The following is a 20,660-nucleotide window of genomic DNA, read 5'->3' on the forward strand; positions in this document are numbered from 1 at the left end:
TGCCTCTATCGCACGGGTGCCACCGACCATTACGGTGAGCGCATGAACGCGCGACTCGCCACCGGCGCTGCGGCCGTCTTGCTCATCGCCCTGCTGACTGCCTGCGGTCCGGGCGGCTCCGGGTCCGATGGGCAGGGCACGTCGCCCAGCCCTTCCGCGACCTCGACGACGGATGCGACGGCCGAACCCTCTCCGTCGCCCTCCCCCACTCCCACGACGGCGCCGATCACACTGCCGACCGACTGCCGAGCGATCCTCTCGGGCGACGTGCTCGCGCAGCTCGACGGAGTGCCGCTGAATGACGCGGCCTTCGGCCCGTCGGGTGTCGGCGACGACGAAACCCTCACCTGCATCTGGGCCGACCCCGCGGCCGACACCACGCGACTCGTCACCACGATCTCGCTCATGAACCGCGGTCCTGCCCTCGACATGCTCAACTCTCTCGTCGCCGACGAGGGCTTCACCTGCTTCACCCCGGACGACGGCACGCGCTGCGAGAAGACCTGGCAGAACACGGAGTATCCCGTGATCGACGGCCGCACGCTGTTCTGGCGCGACGACGTGCTGATCGACTCCCAGTATTCGAACCTCGCCCCCGAGGGTTACACCTCGAGCATCATCGCTCACCTGTTCGACTGACCCGTCCCAGACACGGCCACCAGGCCGCCTCCGCGGCATCCGCGCACGAAGAAGGCCCCGGGCGAATCGCCCGGGGCCTTCTCACTCACTCAGTACGTCAGTTGTACGTACCCGGCGTGATGTCGTCCGTCGAGAACGCGTCGAAGTCGACGTAACCGAAGTCACCGTCAGCGTACGCGCCGTCGGAAGCGAAGATCCGGTTCGGGTAGCGCTCGCTCTTGGCTTCTTCCGTCGCCTCGACCGTGACGTCGCGGTACTTCGAGAGACCGGTTCCGGCGGGGATGAGCTTTCCGATGATGACGTTCTCCTTGAGACCGACCAGCGGGTCGCGCTTGCCCTGCATCGCAGCCTCGGTGAGCACGCGGGTCGTCTCCTGGAAGGAGGCGGCCGACAGCCACGACTCCGTCGCGAGCGACGCCTTCGTGATACCCATCAGCTCCGAACGGCCCGACGCGGGGCGCTTGCCCTCTGCCACAGCCTCGCGGTTGATCGCCTGGTAGCGCTTGAGGTCGACCATCTCACCCGGGAGCAGGGTCGTGTCGGCGTGATCGACGACGGTGACCTTGCGGAGCATCTGACGGACGATGACCTCGATGTGCTTGTCGTGGATCGGCACACCCTGCGAGCGGTACACGCCCTGCACGCCGCCGACGAGGTAACGCTGCACCTCGCGGGCACCCATGACACGCATGACCTCCTTGGGGTCGAGCGTTCCGACCAGCAGCGGCTGACCGACGCTGACGTGCTGACCGTCCTCGACCAGAAGCGTCGCACGCTTCAGAACCGGGTAGATCACCTCTTCGTCACCGTTGTCGGGCGTCAGGATGAGCTTCTTCGCCTTGTCGGTCTCGTCGATCGTGATGCGACCGTCGGCCTCTGCGATGGGCGACGCAGCCTTGGGGGTACGCGCCTCGAAGAGCTCCTGCACACGGGGCAGACCCTGCGTGATGTCATCGGCCGAAGCCGAACCACCGGTGTGGAAGGTACGCATCGTCAGCTGGGTACCGGGCTCACCGATCGACTGGGCCGCGATGATGCCGACGGCCTCGCCGATGTCGACGGTCTTACCCGTCGCGAGCGACCGTCCGTAGCACTGCGCGCAGACACCGACGGCGGAGTCGCAGGTCAGGACCGAGCGCACCTTGATGCTCTCGACGCCCAGGGCGACCAGCTTGTCGATGAGCACGTCACCCACGTCGTCGCCGGCAGAGGCGAGGACCTCGCCCTTGCTGTCGACCACGTCGGAGGCCAGCGTACGAGCGAACACCGAGTTCTCGACGTTCGCGTCACGCACCAGCTCGCCCTGCGAGTTCGGAGCGGCGATCGGGAGCTCGAGGCCCTTCGACGTGCCGCAGTCCTCTTCGCGGATGATGACGTCCTGCGAGACATCCACCAGACGACGGGTCAGGTAACCCGAGTCGGCGGTACGCAGAGCGGTGTCGGCCAGACCCTTACGGGTACCGTGCGTCGCGATGAAGTACTCCGCCACCGACAGGCCCTCGCGGTACGAGGAGATGATCGGACGCGGGATGATCTCACCCTTGGGGTTGTTCACCAGACCACGCATACCGGCGATGTTCCGGATCTGCAGCCAGTTACCACGGGCGCCCGACGACACCATGCGGTTGATGGTGTTGTCCTCGGGGAAGTTCGCCTTCATCGCGGCCTGGACCTCGTCGGTCGCCTCGGTCCAGATCTTGATGAGCTCCTGGCGACGCTCGGTGTCGGTCGTCAGACCCTTCTCGTACTGAGACTGGACCTTCGAGGCCTGCTTCTCGTAACCGGCGACGATCTCGGCCTTGTTCGGCGGCGTGAGGATGTCGCTCAGCGCGACGGTCACACCCGAACGAGTGGCCCAGTAGAAGCCGGCGTCCTTGATGCGGTCCAGCGACGCAGCCGTCTCGACCTTGGGGTACTCCTCGGCCAGCTTGTTGACGATCTGCGACAGCTTGTTCTTGTCAGCCTGCTCGCGGACGAACGGGTAGCCCTTCGGCAGCGTGTCGTTGAAGATCGCCTGTCCGAGCGACGCGTCGACGAGACCGTGGCGCTCGTAGCCCTCGGGTGCTTCGCCCTCGAGGAACGTCAGACCCGGGATGCGGATGCGGACCTTGGCCTGCAGGTCGAGGGTGCCCTCGTCCTTGGCCAGGATCGCCTCGCCCACCGAACCGAATGCACGGCCCTCACCGGCTGCGCCCGCCTTGACCGTGGTCAGGTGGTGCAGACCGATGATCATGTCCTGCGAAGGCAGGGTGACCGGGCGTCCGTCGGACGGCTTCAGGATGTTGTTCGACGCGAGCATCAGCACGCGGGCCTCGGCCTGAGCCTCGACCGACAGCGGCAGGTGGACGGCCATCTGGTCACCGTCGAAGTCGGCGTTGAACGCCGCGCAGACGAGCGGGTGCAGCTGGATGGCCTTGCCCTCGACGAGCTGAGGCTCGAAAGCCTGGATGCCCAGACGGTGCAGCGTGGGTGCACGGTTGAGCAGCACGGGACGCTCGCGGATGATCTCCTCGAGCACGTCCCAGACCTCGGGACGGGTGCGCTCGACGGCGCGCTTGGCCGCCTTGATGTTCTGCGAGTGACCGAGGTCGATCAGGCGCTTGATCACGAACGGCTTGAAGAGCTCCAGAGCCATCTGCTTGGGCAGACCGCACTGGTGCAGCTTCAGCTGCGGGCCGACGATGATGACCGAACGGCCCGAGTAGTCGACGCGCTTGCCGAGCAGGTTCTGGCGGAAACGACCCTGCTTACCCTTCAGCATGTCGCTGAGGGACTTCAGGGCGCGGTTGCCGGTACCGGTGACGGGACGACCACGGCGACCGTTGTCGAACAGTGCGTCGACGGCCTCCTGCAGCATCCGCTTCTCGTTGTTGACGATGATCTCGGGGGCACCGAGGTCGATCAGACGACGAAGACGGTTGTTGCGGTTGATCACACGACGGTAGAGGTCGTTGAGGTCGGAGGTCGCGAAGCGGCCACCGTCGAGCTGCACCATCGGGCGCAGCTCCGGCGGGATGACCGGAACGACGTCGAGGACCATGGCGGCCGGGCTCATGCCGGTCTCCAGGAACGAGTTGACGACCTTCAGACGCTTGATCGCGCGGATCTTGCGCTGGCCCTTGCCCTCGGAGATCTGCAGGTGCAGGCTCTCCGCCTCGGCGGCCAGGTCGAACGCCGCGAGGCGACGCTGTATCGACTCGGCGCCCATGTAGGCCTCGAAGTACTGACCGAAACGGTCCTGCAGCTCGTGGAAGACGTCGTCCTCGGGGCGCAGTGCACCGACCTCGAGGGTGCGGAAGTCTTCCCACACGCGCTCGAGCTTGGCGATCGCCTCGTCGGCACCCTTGCGGATGAGCGACATCTCCTTCTCGCCGGCGTCCTTGACCTTCTTCTTCGCGTCGGCCTTGGCGCCCTCTGCCTCGAGGGAAGCGAGCTCCTCCTCCAGGCGTGCCAGGCGCTCGGCGATCTTCGCGTCGCGGCGGTCTCCGAGCGTCTTCAGCTCGAGGCGGATGTTGTTCTCCTGCGTGCCCAGGTCGCGGTGACGAGCATCCTCGTCGACCGAGATGACCATGTACGCGGCGAAGTAGATGACCTTCTCGAGGTCCTTCGGCGCCATGTCGAGCAGGTAGCCCAGACGCGAGGGAACACCCTTGAAGTACCAGATGTGGGTGACGGGAGCGGCGAGCTCGATGTGGCCCATGCGCTCACGACGGACCGAGGACTTGGTGACCTCGACGCCGCAGCGCTCGCAGACGATGCCCTTGAAGCGGACACGCTTGTACTTGCCGCAGGCGCACTCCCAGTCGCGGGACGGGCCGAAGATCTGCTCTCCGAAGAGACCGTCCTTCTCCGGCTTCAGGGTGCGGTAGTTGATGGTTTCAGGCTTCTTGACCTCGCCGTAGGACCAGGCGCGGATGTGGTCCGCGGTGGCCAGGCCGATGCGAAGCTCATCGAAAGTGTTTGACTCGAGCACAAATTCTCCTGTGTAGGAATTCTTCTGAAGAAATCGGGGAGGTGGGCCGCCGCCGGAGCTGCACGCTCAGGCGGCGGCCTGAACCTTAGATCTCGTCGATCGAGGCGGCCTCGAAGCGGCTGGAGATGTTGATGCCGAGCTCTTCCGCAGCGCGGAAGGCCTCGTCGTCCGTGTCGCGGAGGTTGACCAGCGTGCCATCGGCCGAGAGGACCTCGACGTTCAGGCAGAGCGACTGCATCTCCTTCATGAGCACCTTGAAGGACTCGGGGATGCCGGGCTCCTGGATGTTCTCGCCCTTGACGATGGCCTCGTACACCTTGACGCGGCCGAGGATGTCATCGGACTTGATCGTGAGGAGCTCCTGGAGCGCGTAAGCGGCACCGTAGGCCTCGAGGGCCCACACCTCCATCTCACCGAATCGCTGGCCACCGAACTGCGCCTTACCACCGAGCGGCTGCTGGGTGATCATCGAGTACGGACCAGTCGAACGCGCGTGGATCTTGTCGTCGACCAGGTGGTGGAGCTTCAGGATGTACATGTAGCCCACCGAGATCGGCGCCGGGAACGGCTCGCCGGAGCGGCCGTCGAACATCTGGGCCTTTCCGCTGGAGTCGATCAGACGGATGCCGTCGCGGGTCGGGATGGTCGAGTCGAGGAGACCTGCGATCTCCTCCTCGCTCGCACCGTCGAACACCGGGGTGGCGACCTTGGTGCCGGGGGCCGCCTCGAAGGCGTCCTTCGGGAGCTTGGTAGCCCACTCCGGGGTTCCCTCGACCTTCCAACCCTGCTTCGCGATCCACCCGAGGTGGGTCTCGAGCACCTGGCCGAAGTTCATTCGACCCGGGATACCCAGCGGGTTCAGCACGATGTCGACCGGCGTTCCGTCCGCGAGGAACGGCATGTCCTCGATCGGGAGGATCTTCGCGATGACACCCTTGTTGCCGTGACGACCGGCGAGCTTGTCGCCCTCGGTGATCTTGCGCTTCTGGGCGATGTAGACCACGACGCGGCGGTTGACGCCGGAGCCGAGCTCGTCGTCACCGTCTTCGGCGTTGAACTCCTTGACGGCGATGATCGTGCCCTGCTCACCGTGGGGCACCTTCAGAGAGGTGTCACGGACCTCGCGGCTCTTCTCGTTGAAGATCGCGCGGAGCAGGCGCTCCTCGGCCGACAGCTCGGTCTCACCCTTCGGCGTGACCTTGCCGACGAGGATGTCGCCGGGGCGGACCTCGGCGCCGATGCGGATGATGCCGCGCTCGTCGAGATCCTTGAGCAGCTCGGGGCTGACGTTGGGGAGGTCACGGGTGATCTCCTCCTTGCCCAGCTTCGTGTCGCGGGCGTCGACCTCGTACTCCTCGATGTGGATCGACGAGAGGGTGTCGTCCTTCACCAGGTCCTGGCTCAGGATGATCGCGTCCTCGAAGTTGTAGCCTTCCCACGTCATGAACGCGACGAGGAGGTTCTTTCCGAGTGCCAGTTCGCCGTTCTCGGTGGCGGGGCCATCGGCGATGACCTCTCCGACCTCGACGCGGTCGCCCTCGTTGACGACGACCTTCTGGTTGTAGGACGTTCCCTGGTTCGAGCGGTCGAACTTGCGCAGGTGGTAGTCCTGCGTGCCACCCTCGTCGAGCATGACCGTGACGCGGTCTGCGGAGACCTCGGAGACGACACCGGCCTTCTCGGCCGTGAGCACGTCGCCGGCGTCGATGGCGGTGTAGCCCTCCATACCGGTTCCGACGAGCGGCGAGTCGCTGCGGAGCAGCGGCACAGCCTGACGCTGCATGTTGGCACCCATGAGGGCGCGCTGTGCGTCGTCGTGCTCGAGGAAGGGCACGAGCGAGGTCGCGACCGACACCATCTGGCGCGGCGAGACGTCGATGTAGCCGATCTCCTCCGGGAGGAAGAGGTCGACCTCACCGCTACCGCCCTTGGGGCGTGCGAGGACGTGGCTCTCGCGGAAGCGACCGTTCTTGTCGAGCGGGGCGTTGGCCTGCGCGATGTTGAAGTCGACCTCTTCGGAAGCGGTCAGGTAGTCGATGTGCTCGGTGACGACGCCACCCTCGACCTTGCGGTACGGGGTCTCGATGAAACCGAACGAGTTGATGCGCGCGAAGGTCGCGAGAGCACCGATCAGACCGATGTTCGGGCCTTCAGGCGTCTCGATCGGGCACATGCGGCCGTAGTGCGACGGGTGGACGTCACGGACCTCGACACCGGCGCGGTCACGGCTCAGACCACCGGGTCCGAGAGCCGAGAGACGACGCTTGTTGGTCAGACCCGCGAGCGGGTTGTTCTGGTCCATGAACTGCGACAGCTGCGACGTTCCGAAGAACTCCTTGATCGCGGCGACGACGGGGCGCACGTTGATCAGGGTCTGCGGCGTGATCGCCTCGATGTCCTGCGTGGTCATGCGCTCGCGGACGACGCGCTCCATGCGGGAGAGACCGGTGCGGACCTGGTTCTGGATCAGCTCGCCGACCGCGCGGATGCGACGGTTGCCGAAGTTGTCGATGTCGTCGGTCGCGATCCGGATCTCGGCCTTCTTGCCCGAGCGGATGCCGGGGAAGGTCTCCTCGGTGCCCGCGTGCAGGCGGACGAGGTACTTGATCGTCGCGACGATGTCCTGAACCGTGAGGACGGAGTCGGTCAGCGGAGCGTCGAGGCCCAGCTTGTGGTTGATCTTGTAACGACCCACCTTCGCCAGGTCGTAGCGCTTCGGGTTGAAGTAGAAGTTGTCGAGGAGCGCACGCGCGGCCTCGGCGGCCACCTGCTCGCCCGGACGCAGCTTGCGGTAGATGTCGCGGAGCGCATCTTCCTTGGTGACGATCGTGTCCTTCGCGAGCGTCTCCTCGATGGAGGTGTAGCCGGCGAACTCCGCGAGGATCTCCTCGCTGGTCATGCCCAGCGCCTTGAGGAACACGGTGACGGACTGCTTGCGCTTGCGGTCGACGCGGACGCCGACCTGGTCGCGCTTGTCGATCTCGAACTCGAGCCATGCACCACGGCTCGGGATGACGCGCGCCGACACGATGTCCTTGTCGGACGTCTTGTCGGGGGTCTTGTCGAAGTAGACGCCGGGCGAACGCACGAGCTGCGAGACGACGACGCGCTCGGAGCCGTTGATGATGAACGTTCCCTTGCCGGTCTGCAGCGGGAAGTCGCCCATGAAGACCGTCTGGGTCTTGATCTCACCCGTGAGGTGGTTCATGAACTCGGCCTCGACGTACAGCGGAGCGGCGTAGGTCTTGCCACGCTCCTTGCACTCCTCGATCGAGTACTTCTCCGGCTCGAGGTACGGGTTCGTGAACGACAGCTGCATCGTCTCGCCGAGGTCCTCGATCGGAGAGATCTCCTCGAAGATCTCGCCGAGACCGCTGTTCTCGTTCACGTCGGTGCGGCCGGCCTTCTTGGCCTCTGCGACGCGAGCCTTCCAGTCGTCGTTGCCGACGAGCCAGCCGAAGGATTCGGTCTGCAGAGCGAGAAGGTCAGGGACCGTCAGCGTGTCGGAGATCTTGGCGAACGAAAGACGGGATGCTCCGCGTCCGTTCTTAGTGGTGGTGGTGGTGGATGCGTTGCGAGCAGCAGCCAAGGGAATAACCTCCGTGAGCCCCGCAGGGCTTCTCGATTCCTTTGTCGTCAGGTGAGTGTGCGCCCGTTTGCTCAACGAGATGCCGACCACCATATGAGGGCACGGAGAAGCGAGCGCAACTACCAACTATACGCGCGATCTTGCGACATGGCAAGCTCGATCCTTGACCTTCTTCGGATGCTGCGGTATTGGCATCCGAAGAAGGTCGACCGGATCGCCTCAGGAGGCGATGTTGAGCTCGTTCCCGGGGATCGACGCCAGCAGACGTCGCGTGTACGGATCGCGCGGGTTCGTGAAGATCTCCTCCGACGAGGCCGCCTCCACGAGCGATCCGTCCTTCATCACGCACACGTAGTCGCTGATGAGGCGCACCACCGCCAGGTCATGCGAGATGAACAGATAGCTGAGTCCGTACTCGCGCTGCAGGTCTCCGAGCAGGTTCAGGATCTGGTCCTGCACGAGCACGTCGAGAGCCGACACCGGTTCGTCGCACACGATGAGCTCGGGCGACAGCGCGAGTGCACGGGCGATCGCGACGCGCTGGCGCTGACCGCCGGAGAGCTCCGACGGGTAGCGCCGGAGCATCGACTGCGGCAGCGCCACATCGTCGAGCAGCTGGCGCACGCGCTTGCGGCGGTCGGCACCGCTCCCCCGCTTGTAGAAGTCGAGCGGCTCGGCGATCAGCCGCTCGATCGTGAACATCGGGTTCAGACTCGAGTACGGGTCCTGGAAGATCGGCTGCACCTTCTGGCGGAAGTCGCGCGTCTCGGCCTTGGTGAGCGAGGCGACGTCCTTGCCCTCGTAGCGGATCAGCCCGCTGGTCGGCTCGATGATCTTCAGCAGCATCCGCGCCGTCGTCGTCTTACCCGACCCCGACTCACCCACGATCGCGACCGTCTCACCGCGCGGGATAGCGAGAGACACGTCGTTCACGGCGACGAAGTCCTCCTTCTGCCCGCGCACCGGATACACCTTGGTGAGGTGCTCGAACTCGACGATGTTGTCGGCGGCGGTCGCGGCGCCCAGCGCCTCGGCATCCGCAGACCTCTCGGCATCCGACGACGCAGCCTGCCTGTCCTCCACGCGGAAGGCCTCGGGCCGCAGACGCGCTGCCGCCACCGACGGCGCCGCCTGCACGAGCGACTGCGTGTAGGGATGCTGGGGATCCTCGAGGATCTGCTTCGCGGGCCCCTGCTCGACGACCTTGCCGCGGTGCATCACGATGACCCGCTCGGCCCGTTCGGCCGCGAGGCCCAGATCGTGAGTGATGAGCAGCACGGCGGTGCCGAGCTCCCGCGTCATCTCACCGATCTGATCGAGGATCGTCTGCTGCACGGTGACATCGAGCGCACTCGTCGGCTCATCGGCGATCAGCAGACGCGGCTTGCACGCCAGACCGATCGCGATCAGAGCGCGCTGCCGCATACCGCCCGAGAACTCGTGCGGATACTGCTTCGCGCGGCGTTCCGGATCCGGCAGCCCCGCGGCGGTGAGGGCCTCGACGACCTTCTGCTGCACGTTCTGCCGTGTGGCGAGTCCGTGCGCGAGCAGCGTCTCGGCCACCTGAGTGCCGATCTTGGCGACCGGGTTGAGGTTCGACATCGGATCCTGCGGCACCAGCCCGATGTCGCGACCGCGGATCATCCGCAGCTCGCTCTCCGGGGCGTGCGCGATCTCGCGGCCGTCGAGGCGGATGCTGCCGGCAGCCACCCGCCCGCCGCCGGCGAGCAGGCCGATGATCGCCATCGCGGTCGTCGACTTGCCCGACCCCGACTCCCCCACGATCGCGACGGTCTGCCCCGGTGCGATCTCGAGGTCGACGCCCTCGACCGCGTGCACGACGCCGTCCATGGTGGCGAAGTCGACGGCGAGGCCCTCGACCGACAGCAGCGGTGCGTTCGGCACCTGGTTCTCTTTCGCAGCGCTCATCGTGCTCTCGTCCTCGGGTCCATGGCCTCGCGCAGCGCTTCACCGAACAGGGTGAAGCCGAGCGCGGTGACCGCGATGCAGATACCTGGCAGGAATGCCAACCACGGCGCGATGGCGAGTTCCGCCTGCGCGTATGTGAGCATGCGCCCCCACTCGGCCGTCTCGGGGCGACCGCCGCCGAGACCGAGGAACGACAGCGCCGCCGCATCGATGACGGCGGTGGCGAGGGTGAGCGTGCCCTGCACGATGACCGGGCCGATGGCGTTGGGCAGCACGTGCGACATCGTGATCTGTCCTCGACCGAGACCGAGGGTCTGGGCCGACAGGACGTAGTCGCTGGATCGCTGCTGCAGCATCGACGCGCGCAGCAGTCGCGCGAAGATCGGCACCTGCGAGGCACCGATCGCGATCATCACCGCGAACGGCGTCTGACCGAGGATCGCCGCGATCGAGACGGCCAGCAGCAGGTTCGGGACCGACAGGATGATGTCGACGATGCGCATGATCACCGTGTCGACCCAGCCGCCGAAGGTGCCGGCCAGGAGCCCCAGCACCATGCCGCCGACGAGACCCAGCGCCGTCGAGATGACGCCGACGAGCAGTGACGCCTGGGCACCCCAGATGAGCTTGGAGAGCACGTCGCCGCCGAAGCGGTCGAGGCCGAGCGGGAATCCGGGCAGCTCCCCTGGTCCGGGGATGTACGTCGGCGTGATGTACTTCGCGCCGGGCAGCGCCGTCTCGGGGTACGGGGCCAGGACCGGAGCGAGTGCCGCCACCAGCAGGAAGGCGAGCACGATGCCCGCGCCGATCCAGGCGGTGGGGTTGCGCCGGAGACGCCGGAACACGTCGCGCCAGAAGCCTCCCGGTCCGTCCTTCAGATCGGATTGGGCGATGGCGACGGTGTCGATGATCCCGCCGCCCTGTGCGGGTGGGAGTGCGACGCTCATGACGTCACCTCTTTTCGGAGAACGATCTTGCAGAGGCCGAGACGGGACATCACTGCACCCTCACTCTCGGATCGATGAAGCTGTACGACACGTCGACCGCGAGGTTGATCAGCGCGTACGCGATGGCGATGAAGATGATGAAGCCCTGCAGCACCGGGAAGTCCCTGGTGAAGATCGCTCGCGCCAGGAACGAGCCGATGCCGGGGAACGCGAACACGGTCTCGGTGAGCACGGCACCAGAGATCAGGAGTCCGGTCTGCAGGCCGATCGTCGTGATGACGGGCAGCATCGCGTTGCGCAGGATGAACCTGTTGCGCAGCGTCGACGATCCGACGCCCTTGGCTCGACCGGTGCGCACGTAGTCGGCGTTCTGCACCTCCAGGACACTGGCCCTGGTGATGCGGACGATGATGGCGAGCGGGATCGTTCCGAGTGCGAGTGCCGGAAGCACCAGGTGCAGCAACGCGTCCCACGACGCATCGAACTCCCCGGTGATGATCCCGTCCCACACGTAGAACCCCGTGGGATGCGTCGCGTCTATTCGCGGGTTCTGCCGGCCGTCGGACGGCAGCCAGCCCAGCTGCACCGCGAAGACGTACTTCAGGATGAACGCCAGGAAGAACACCGGGATGGTGATGCCGATCAGGCTCATGACCACGGAGGCGTGGTCGGTGAACTTGCCGTGTCGGCGGGCCGCCCAGTATCCGAGGGGAATGCCGACGCCGATCGCGAAGATGAGCGCCAGGACGCTCAGCTCGATCGTCGCGGGGAAGCGCCGGAAGAACTCCTCCGTCACGGGTCGGTTCGTCTGGATCGACGTTCCGAAGTCCCCCTGAAGGAGTCGTCCGACCCAGATGAAGTACTGCTCGATGAGTGGCTTGTTGAAGCCGTAGAGCTCGTTGACCCTGGCGATGGCATCCGGAGTCGCCTTCTCACCGAGAAGTGCGACGGCGGGGCCGCCCGGCAGGGCCCTGACCCAGGCGAACAGCAGGATGCTGAGGCCGATCAGGGTGGGGATGAGGAAAAGCAGTCGCCTGCCGATGGTACGCAGCAAGAGGTCTCCGTTGATCAGAAGGTACGCCGGTCCCGGGTCCCCGCGACGAGCGCGGAGACCCGGGTGGGCATCTCAGTCGGTCAGACCTACTTGGTGAGGACGATGTCCGTGAAGACCTCGTCGTTCACCGGGCTGGCGGGGTAGCTCTTCACACGCGGGTCGAACGCCAGCGTGGGCGCCGGGTGCGCGAGCGGGACGCCCGGGATGAACTGCGCGACCATCTCGTTGATCTCCTCGTAGAGCGCGGTCTGGTCCTCGAGGTTCGAGACGCCACGCGCTTCGTTGAGCTTCTGGAACAGCTCGGGGTTGTCGAAGCCCCACTCCGAGCTCTTCTGGCCGAAGAAGACGCCGACGAAGTTGTCGGTGTCGTTGTAGTCGCCGGTCCACCCGAGCAGGTGGATGCCGTGGTCGGACGTGCCGGTGGTGCGGTCGAGGTACTCGACCCACTCCTCCGAGACCGGGGTGGTCTCGACGCCGACCTCGGAGAGCTGCGACGACAGCACCGTGAAGATCTGCTCGGGGTCCGGCATGTACGGACGAGAGACGTTGACCGGGTAGTTGAAGGTCAGCTTCAGTGGGTTCGACTCGTCGTACCCTGCCTCGGCGAGCAGTTCCTTGGCCTTCTCGGGGTCGTAGTCGTAGGTCGTGACGTCGGGGTTGTAGCCGTTGACGACCTCGGGAACGAACTCGATCGCCTTCTGCGTGCCCTCAGGGAGCACCTGGCTGATCAGCGCGTCCTTGTCGACCGCGTACGAGAGAGCCTCGCGGACCTTCGGGTCCTGCAGCTCGGGCACCGCCTGGTTGAACGCCAGGTAGAGGATCGTGAACGGCGGGCGCGACACCATGGTGAAGCCGTCGTCCTCGAGAGCCTTGGTGTCGGCGGGACCGACGAGGTCGTACCCGTCGATCGAGCCGGACTCGAGAGCCTGGCGACGAGCGGTCGGGTCGTCGATCGTGCGGAAGATGATCTCGTCGATCTGTCCGGCGTCGCCCCAGTAGTCGTCGTAGGCCTTCAGCGTGACCTGCTCGCCCGGAGCCCACTCGTCGAACTGGTAGGGGCCGGTGCCGACCGGGTGACCCATCGCGTACTCCGAGAGGACGGGAGCCTCGGCCGAACCGCTGACGTCATCGGCACCGAACTCCTGCATGGCCGACGGGCTCTGCATCGAGAACGACGGCAGGGACAGCGAGGCGACGAAACCGGCGAACGGCTTGTTCAGCTCGATCGTGACCGAGAGGTCGCCGTCCGGCGTGCAGGACTTGTACACGGCATCCGCCGCGTTCTCCTTGTAGCCCTTGAAGAGCTTGTTGTAGTAGTAGCCGAAGGCTTCGGAGGCCGCGAGGCCCGTCCAGTTGTACCAGCGGTCGAAGTTCGCGCACACAGCCTCGGCGTCGAACGGGGTGCCGTCGTGGAAGGTGACGTCCTTCTTCAGCTCGAAGGTGTGGCTCATGCCGTCTTCGGACGATTTCCACGACTCGGCGAGGAGCGGAGCGGGGTCGGCCGTGCCGGGCTCGGTGCCCACGAGTCCCTCGAACATCTGTCGGGAGACGCGGAAGCTCTCACCGTCCTGGGCGAATGCCGGGTCGAGGCTGGCGGGATCCGACGATGCGGCGAACACGAACGTGCCGTCGACATCTCCGGATGCCTCTCCGCCGTCGTCGCCGCGCTCGCTGGCGACGCATCCCGAGAGGACCAGCGCGGCGAGCGCTGCTCCCGTGACGGCGATGAGACCTCGCCGACGCATGACTTCATGGTGCATTGTGTGACCTTCCTGTCGAGCGCTGCAGTGCGCGTTCCGGAGGCGTCGTCGACTCCGGAAACGGTGATGCCTCGACGCTACCCAGTGGGCATACCGATGCAAAACACTTCCAGGTTGCATTCCGGTATCGGAAGTTCCCCCCTCCGACCGATCGGGTAGTGTCCAGAACGTGCCCGACACTTCCGCTCTCGCCGTCTGCGTCGGCGAAGGTCTGGTCTCCTTCGTCCCCGCCACGGCCGGCCCCCTCGAAGAGGCGCGGACGTTCCACCGCTCACTGGCCGGAGCGGAGTGGAACACGGCGATCGCGCTGGCTTCGGCCGGCATCCGCACCGCTGTCGTATCGAGGGTCGGTGACGACGGATTCGGACGCTTCCTCACCGCCGAGCTGCGTCAGCACGGGGTCGACGACCGCGGCATCGAGATCGACCCGGATGCTCCGACCGGCCTCTATGTGAAGGAGCTCTCGTCGGGTCCTGACGGCTCGATCGACGGGACGATGCACTACTACCGCTCGGGTTCCGCGGCCTCGGCGATGTCGCCCGGCACCGTCGAGTCGTCCCCCGCATCCGACCTGCTCGCCGAGTCCGCGCTGGTGCACACCTCGGGCATCACCCCCGCGCTCTCCGACTCGACGAGGGCTGCGCAGGATGCCCTGTTCGACGCACCGCGCGAGGGCCGCCTGATCAGCTTCGATGTGAACTGGCGGCCCGCACTGTGGCGAGGCCGAGAGGATGAGGGGCGCGCAGTCATCGCGTCCTATGCCCGCCGCGCCGACATCGTGTTCTGCACGCAGCCCGATGCCGAGGCCGTGTTCGGCACGGCCGACCCCGATCGCCTGCGCGAGCTGTTCCCCGAAGCGCGGTATCTGGTCGCCACGAGCCCGTCCGGCGCCGTGGCCTTCGACGGGTCCGAGCGCACCGAGAGCGAGGCACTCGATGTGCCGGTCGTCGAGTCGATCGGCGCGGGAGATGCGTTCGCCGCCGGCTTCCTCGCCGGCATCCTCACCGGACTGTCACTCACGGGCAGCCTCGCCCGGGCTCATCGGATCGCCACGCGGGCGCTGATCAGCACCCGCGATCACGTGGTCTGACACGGGACCACGCACGACAGCGCCGGGGTGTTCTCAGCGACGCCGGGGTGTTCTCAGCGACGTCGTCTCGAGGCCGCCGCATCGTGCGTCAGCTGCAGCGGGATGACGACAGGCTCTCCCCTGTGCTGCACGACACGCACGAACAGGATGTCGACGAGGGCGAGCTGCGCGATGCGACTCGACATCGCCGCCATGCGGAACGGCGACTCCTGCGCGTAGGTGAGCAGCACGAGATCAGCCGCGAGGGCGAGCGTCGAGTCGGGCGCGCTGGTGACCGCGACCGACAGCGCACCCGCGTCACGGGCGACCTCCACGGCGCGAACGACCTCGTGCGTCTCCCCGCTGTGCGAGAAGGCGATCACCACATCCTCGGGCGTGCGCAGCGACGCGGTGGTCAGCGCGAGGTGCGGATCGGCCGAGTGCGCGACGGAGCATCCGATGCGCGCCAGTTTCTGCTGGAGGTCCTGCGCCGTGAGGGACGACGCCGCCTGGCCGAACAGATCGACATGCCGCGCGGCGACCAGCGCGAGGGCCACGCGGTCGAGGGAGGCGGCATCCAGGCCGAGCGCGGTCTTCTCGATCGCGTCGATCTCCTGTGCGGCGAGCTTGGCGGCGATCGCGGCCGGCTCGTCATCCGGATCGATCGCCGTGGTGTCGAGTCCGAAGCGTGCCTGCTGCGCCTGCGCGAGCGTCACCGTGCGGGCGACGGCGACCCTGAGCTCGCGATATCCACTGAAGCCGAGGGACTGCGCGAACCTCGCCACCGTCGAGAGCGACGTGTGGCAGAGCTGGGCGAGGTCGTTGATCGCGAGGTCCACGACGAGCGTGGGGTCGCCGAGTATCGTCTCCGCGACTCGTGCCTCTGCGGCACTCAGGCGGGGAACGGATCGGCGCACCAGCGCGAGAACGTCTGCGTCCACGGTGTCATCCTGCCTCAGTCGGCCGGATCTGTGTCGGGTCGTGACGTCACATCGTCGTGGGCCGAGCTCGCGATCAGTCGCTCGCGGGCCGCACGCGCGCCGATCAGGCTGGCCGCTCCGACCTCGACGACCGGTGCGGCCAAGGGGCGCTGCGGTGCGAGTCCGACGTTGACGACGACCGCGCCGTGGTCCTTCATCGCCGCCCGGTCGACGAGGGCACGTTGCGCCTCGTCCGCGTCGGGGCGGTCGATCAGGATCACCGTGAGTCCGTCGTCGGCGACGGCGGCGTCCAGAGCGGCATCCTGCTCGGCGAGCGGGGCACGGGCCACGTCGACGCGCGCGCGATATCCGTCGCCGGCGAGCGCTTCGGCGACGTACGCGGACGCGCTGTCGACCGCGAGCGTGGATCGGCGCCGCGCATCGACCACGGCCAGCGACTCGACATCCGCGGTCGCACCCGTCACCGCGCGCCCGACGATCTCGCTCGCGTCGAAGTCGGACGGGGCATCGGCCGAACCGGCGCGCCTGCGCAGCGTCGCAGCCAGCGCTCCGACGCGGCGTGCCGCCTCCTCGACACGTGCGCGAGACAGCGTGCCGTCGCGCAGGGCGGCCACGATCCCGTCACGCGCCTCGTGGAAGTCACGCTGGTCCTGATCGGGGAGAGTCGCCTCGCCGCGATTGGTGGGGTTTCCGATGCACAGCAGGTCGGCGCCGGCGGCGAGGGCCTTCGCGGCCCCCGCTCCGATGCCGACGGTCTCGCGGATCGCCGCCATGTCGAGGGCGTCCGTGATGATCACGCCGTCGAAGCCCCAGTCGCGCAGCATCCCGAGCACTCCGGCGTTGAGCGTCGCGGGCTGCGGCCCCCAGGCGGGGACGACGATGTGCGCGGTCATGATCGAATCGACGCCTGCGGCCACCGCCGCCCGGAAGGGCTCGAGGTGAACCCTCTCGAACTCGTCGATGTCGAGGGAGATCTCCGGCAGCGCGTGGTGCGAGTCCAGATGGGTGTCGCCGTGGCCGGGGAAGTGCTTGACGCAGGCCGCTGCAGCACCGCTCTGGATGCCCTCGACGGCCGCCAGCACGTGCCGTGAGACGACCGCCTCGTCGCTGCCGAAGGAACGGACTCCGATCACCGGGTTGCGCGGGTCGGTGTTCACGTCGGCGACCGGGCCGAGCACCACGTTGCCCCCGATCGCCGCGACACGTCGGGCGAGCTCCGCGCCCGACGCCCTCGTCGCCTCGACGTCGTCGACGATGCCCAGCTGAGCCGCGCCGGGGAGCGTCGACCCGGTGGCGGACTCGAGGCGGGTGACGTTGCCGCCCTCCTCGTCGATGCCGATCAGGGCGTCGGGGTTCGCGCGAAGGATCCGAGCACTCAACTCGGACAGCTCGTCACCGATGTTCTGGCCGAAGTAGACCACGCCGGCGAGGCCGGCCTCGAGCTCTGCGACGAGCCATTGCGGAGCCTCGGTTCCGAGGAACCCGGGCCACAGCACCGCATTCGCAAGTCGTTCGAGCTCGTCGGTCATCCCTTCACCGCTCCTGCCACCATGCCGGCGGAGAGCCGACGCTGCACGATCACGAAGAAGATCATGACGGGGATCGTGATGATCGTCGACGCGGCCATGATGCTGCCCCAGTCGTTGGAGTGCAGCCCGAAGAACGACTTGAGACCGATCGACACCGTGTACTGGTCGGTCGCGCTGCCGAGGATCGTCATCGCGAAGATGAACTCGTTCCAGGCGGTGATGAAGCTGAAGATACTGGTCGCGACCAGGCCCGGCATCACGAGCGGCAGCAGGATCGAGCGGAACATCCGCCACCAGCTGGCACCGTCGATGTACGCGGCCTCCTCGAGCTCCACCGGGACGGCGGCGACGAATCCGCGCAGCATCCAGATTCCGAACGCGAGCGAGAGCGCGACGTAGACCACCATCAGACCCAGGATGCTGTTGAGCAGTCCGAGGCTCTTCACCTGGAGGAACAGCGGGATCACGAGGGCCTCGAGCGGCACCATCTGCACGACGAGGATCATCATGAGGATCGTGGTGCGGAACTTGAAGCGGAAGCGAGCGACCGCGACCGCCGCGAGCAGGCAGACCAGAGCGCTGACGAGGACCGTGACGAGAGCCACGATCGCGGAGTTGCGCAGGTAGGTGCCGAAACCGCCGTCGGTGAGCACGAACGCGAAGTTGTCGAACGTGAACTCCTGCGGCAGCAGGGACTGTCCTCCACTGGACGCCTTGGCGTCGAGTGCGCTGGAGACCATCCAGTACACGGGGAAGAGCGTGAAGATCAGCACGGCCGCGATCGCGATGCCGGTGCCGACCCGCGACATGACAGACGGGCGGGGGTTCACAGCTCGTCCTCCTTCATGAGGGAGCGGATGTACACGATCGTGATGCCGATCAGGACGAGGGTGAGGAGCACGGCGAGCGCGGCACCGAACCCGTAGCGGTTCTGGCCGAAGGACTCGACGTACGACCAGACGCCGAGGTTCAGCACGGATCGGTTCCCGCCGCCTCCGCCGGGCATCAGGTAGACCTGCGCGAAGACCTTGAAGTCCCAGATCGTCGACAGGATGATCACGACCGAGAAGACGGGCTTGAGGGTCGGGAAGATGATCTTCCAGAAGCGCATCCAGGCGTTCGCGCCGTCGAGGGCCGCCGCCTCGAGCATCTCCTTCGAGACTCCGAGGAGACCGGCGAGGACCGTGATCGCCACGAACGGGAAGCCGTGGTGCACGACGTTCAGCAGCACGATCGCGTAGAACGACCACTGGTTGGTGAACCAGTTCACCGGGTCGTCCATCAGGCCGAGATCCTGCAGGACGGTGTTGAAGATGCCGCGGTCGGCATCGAAGATGAACGTCCAGACGTAGGTGCCGGTGACGGCGGGCATCGCCCAGGCCACCATGATGCAGCTCGAGACGATGGTTCGCCAGACCGGGCCCAGCTTCGCGAGCAGCAGGGCGACGAGCGTGCCGACGGCGACGGTGACGAACACCGCGACGGCTGCGAAGCCGACCGTGTTCGGGAGCACGACCGTCCAGAGTGTCGGGTTGGTGAGCGCCTCGACGTAGTTGTCGATGCCGATCCAGTTGCTCTCACCGGTGTTGATCTCGCGCAGACCGTAGTCCTGCAGCGAGAAGATGAAGACCTGGATGAGCGGCCAGAGCATGAGCACCGCGAGGATGACCAGCCCGGGAGCGAGAAGGAGCCAGGGGCGGGCCGTGAGCAGCGAGAGTCCTCGCTTGCGCGGCCGGCCACCGGCCACGGAGGCGGAGGTGGACTCCGCCTTCGTGGCCGGCAGTGGCGCTTGCACCATCGACATGAAGGGATACAGCCTTACTTGTTGAGCAGCTCGGTCATCTCAGCAGCGGCGTCCTTGGTCGCCGTGTCGACGTCCTTCTGCCCGCTGAGGATGGCCTGGATCATCGAGTTGGTCGTCTTCTTCGCCTGGACCGCACCGAAGTTCGGGGTGACCGGCACGGATGCGCCGCCCTCGACCATCTGCTGCGCGAACGGAGCGACGAGCGGGTCGGTCGAGGCCAGGGCCTCTTCCATCGCGGACTGGACGCCCGGGAAGTATCCGGTCTCGTCGGCCCACTTCTCGGCGAACTCACCCGTGGTCATGAGCTTGACGAACTCCCACGCGAGGTCGGCGTTCTTGGTGGTGTTGAAGACCGAGAGGTGCGAGCCTCCGAGCACGGACGGCGCGATGCCGCCGTCTTCGCCGGGGATCACTGCGGCGCCGATCTTGCCCTCGAGGTCGGGGTTCGCCTCGATGAGGGCCTTCGGGGTCCACGAGCCCGAGAGCATCATGGCGACGTTGCCCTGCGTGAACGAGTCACGGAGATCGGTCTCCTTCCAGGTCGTCGCACCGGCGGACGAGAAGCCGTGCTCGGTCGCGAGACCGGTGTAGAACTCGATGCCGGCACGCGACTCATCGCTGTCGAGCTCGCTCGTCCACTTCTTGCCGTCGAGAGTCGCGATCTCGCCGCCCGCGCCCCAGACCCAGGGGTAGACCTGGAACTCGGCGTCGCCCGCGACGGGGAAGGGCAGCATGTCGGGCTTGGCGGCCTTGATGGCCTCGCCCGCGGTGACGATGTCGTCCCACGTCTTGGGAGCCTCGAGACCGAGCTCCTCGAAGACGTCGGTGCGGTAGACGATCGAACGCACTCCGGCGTACCACGGCATGCCGTAGAGCTTCTCGTCGTAGGTGCCGGCGACGGCGAGACCCTCGACCAGGTCGTCGCGCAGGCCCTTCTCACCGTCGACGTACTCGTCGAGCTCCTCGAGCGCGCCTGCATCGGCGAACTCGGCGGTCCAGGTCGTGCCGGTCTCAGCGATGTCGGGCGTGGTGCCGCCGGCGATCGACGTGACGAAGCGGTCGTGGGCGTCGGCCCACTGGATCTCCTCGATCTTGACCGTGGCTCCGGTCTCGTCTTCGAAGGCGTCCGATACCTCGTCGTAGAACGCGCTCGCGTCGGGGTTGGTGCCCTTCATGATCCAGACGGTGAGCTCCTGGCCCTCTCCGTCGACGGCTCCACCGTTGTCTGCGCCGCCGGCGCAGGCCGCCAGCCCCAGGGTGGCCACGGCGCCGAGCGCCACGGCCGGAAGAATGCGCTTGTGCATCAGGGTTCTCCTCTTTGAACGTCCTGGCGGCATCGGGTGCCTACCACGTAGGAAAAAGTATTCATCACTAACTAATTCCCTGCAAGTTATTCTCAGAAACGTCATGCGGCCGTAACATCGGC

Annotated in this window: 13 protein-coding genes; 2 read left to right on the forward strand and 11 right to left on the reverse strand. The window is 66.6% G+C overall.

Annotated elements, in window-relative coordinates; all coding sequences use genetic code 11:
• Positions 1-42: 42 nt before the first annotated feature.
• Entirely contained in the window at positions 43-639 is a 597-nt protein-coding gene (locus ACTJKH_RS07470) for a hypothetical protein (RefSeq protein ID WP_440736387.1), read from the forward strand.
• A 97-nt stretch (positions 640-736) separates the two neighbouring features.
• Here ACTJKH_RS07470 and rpoC read toward each other — a convergent pair whose 3' ends face one another.
• From rpoC to ACTJKH_RS07500, 6 genes are all read right to left on the reverse strand, one after another.
• Entirely contained in the window at positions 737-4,612 is a 3,876-nt protein-coding gene (gene rpoC, locus ACTJKH_RS07475; RefSeq protein WP_210097163.1) for a DNA-directed RNA polymerase subunit beta', read from the reverse strand.
• A gap of 85 nt (positions 4,613-4,697) precedes the next feature.
• Positions 4,698-8,201, reverse strand: a complete 3,504-nt coding sequence (gene rpoB, locus ACTJKH_RS07480; RefSeq protein WP_440736388.1) for a DNA-directed RNA polymerase subunit beta — start codon at positions 8,199-8,201, stop codon at positions 4,698-4,700.
• 219 nt (positions 8,202-8,420) lie between these two features.
• On the reverse strand, positions 8,421-10,130 hold the full coding sequence (locus tag ACTJKH_RS07485) for an ABC transporter ATP-binding protein (protein WP_440736389.1): 1,710 nt from the start codon (positions 10,128-10,130) through the stop codon (positions 8,421-8,423).
• Positions 10,127-11,077, reverse strand: coding sequence for an ABC transporter permease (locus ACTJKH_RS07490; RefSeq protein ID WP_210097160.1), 951 nt, complete (start codon positions 11,075-11,077; stop codon positions 10,127-10,129). The genes ACTJKH_RS07485 and ACTJKH_RS07490 overlap by 4 nt, the downstream gene beginning before the upstream one ends.
• 49 nt (positions 11,078-11,126) lie before the next feature.
• On the reverse strand, positions 11,127-12,131 hold the full coding sequence (locus ACTJKH_RS07495; RefSeq protein WP_210097159.1) for an ABC transporter permease: 1,005 nt from the start codon (positions 12,129-12,131) through the stop codon (positions 11,127-11,129).
• A gap of 86 nt (positions 12,132-12,217) precedes the next feature.
• The gene (locus tag ACTJKH_RS07500; protein WP_440736390.1) at positions 12,218-13,891 is read right to left on the reverse strand and encodes an ABC transporter substrate-binding protein; all 1,674 of its coding nucleotides are present in this window, start codon (positions 13,889-13,891) and stop codon (positions 12,218-12,220) included.
• A 169-nt stretch (positions 13,892-14,060) separates the two neighbouring features.
• Between ACTJKH_RS07500 and ACTJKH_RS07505 the strand changes: the two genes are divergently transcribed.
• Positions 14,061-14,981, forward strand: a complete 921-nt coding sequence (locus tag ACTJKH_RS07505) for a sugar kinase (protein ID WP_440736391.1) — start codon at positions 14,061-14,063, stop codon at positions 14,979-14,981.
• A gap of 53 nt (positions 14,982-15,034) precedes the next feature.
• Here ACTJKH_RS07505 and ACTJKH_RS07510 read toward each other — a convergent pair whose 3' ends face one another.
• From ACTJKH_RS07510 to ACTJKH_RS07530, 5 genes are read right to left on the reverse strand one after another with little or no spacing between them, the layout of a single operon-like run.
• Complete coding sequence (locus tag ACTJKH_RS07510; RefSeq protein ID WP_210097156.1) at positions 15,035-15,901, reverse strand: MurR/RpiR family transcriptional regulator; 867 nt, start codon at positions 15,899-15,901, stop codon at positions 15,035-15,037.
• A gap of 14 nt (positions 15,902-15,915) precedes the next feature.
• Positions 15,916-17,430 (reverse strand): glycoside hydrolase family 3 N-terminal domain-containing protein, encoded by a 1,515-nt coding sequence (locus ACTJKH_RS07515; RefSeq protein ID WP_440736392.1) that lies wholly within the window; start codon positions 17,428-17,430, stop codon positions 15,916-15,918.
• The gene (locus ACTJKH_RS07520) at positions 17,427-18,260 is read right to left on the reverse strand and encodes a carbohydrate ABC transporter permease (protein ID WP_056515922.1); all 834 of its coding nucleotides are present in this window, start codon (positions 18,258-18,260) and stop codon (positions 17,427-17,429) included. The genes ACTJKH_RS07515 and ACTJKH_RS07520 overlap by 4 nt, the downstream gene beginning before the upstream one ends.
• Positions 18,257-19,234: a carbohydrate ABC transporter permease gene (locus ACTJKH_RS07525; protein ID WP_440736393.1), complete on the reverse strand. Its 978-nt coding sequence runs from the start codon at positions 19,232-19,234 to the stop codon at positions 18,257-18,259. The genes ACTJKH_RS07520 and ACTJKH_RS07525 overlap by 4 nt, the downstream gene beginning before the upstream one ends.
• Before the next feature lie 14 nt (positions 19,235-19,248).
• Positions 19,249-20,538, reverse strand: coding sequence for a sugar ABC transporter substrate-binding protein (locus ACTJKH_RS07530; RefSeq protein WP_440736394.1), 1,290 nt, complete (start codon positions 20,536-20,538; stop codon positions 19,249-19,251).
• Between the last annotated feature and the right edge of the window lie 122 nt (positions 20,539-20,660).

It is taken from the genome of Microbacterium sp. 22215 (genome assembly GCF_052045655.1).
GTDB classification, from domain to species: Bacteria; Actinomycetota; Actinomycetes; order Actinomycetales; family Microbacteriaceae; genus Microbacterium; species Microbacterium phyllosphaerae.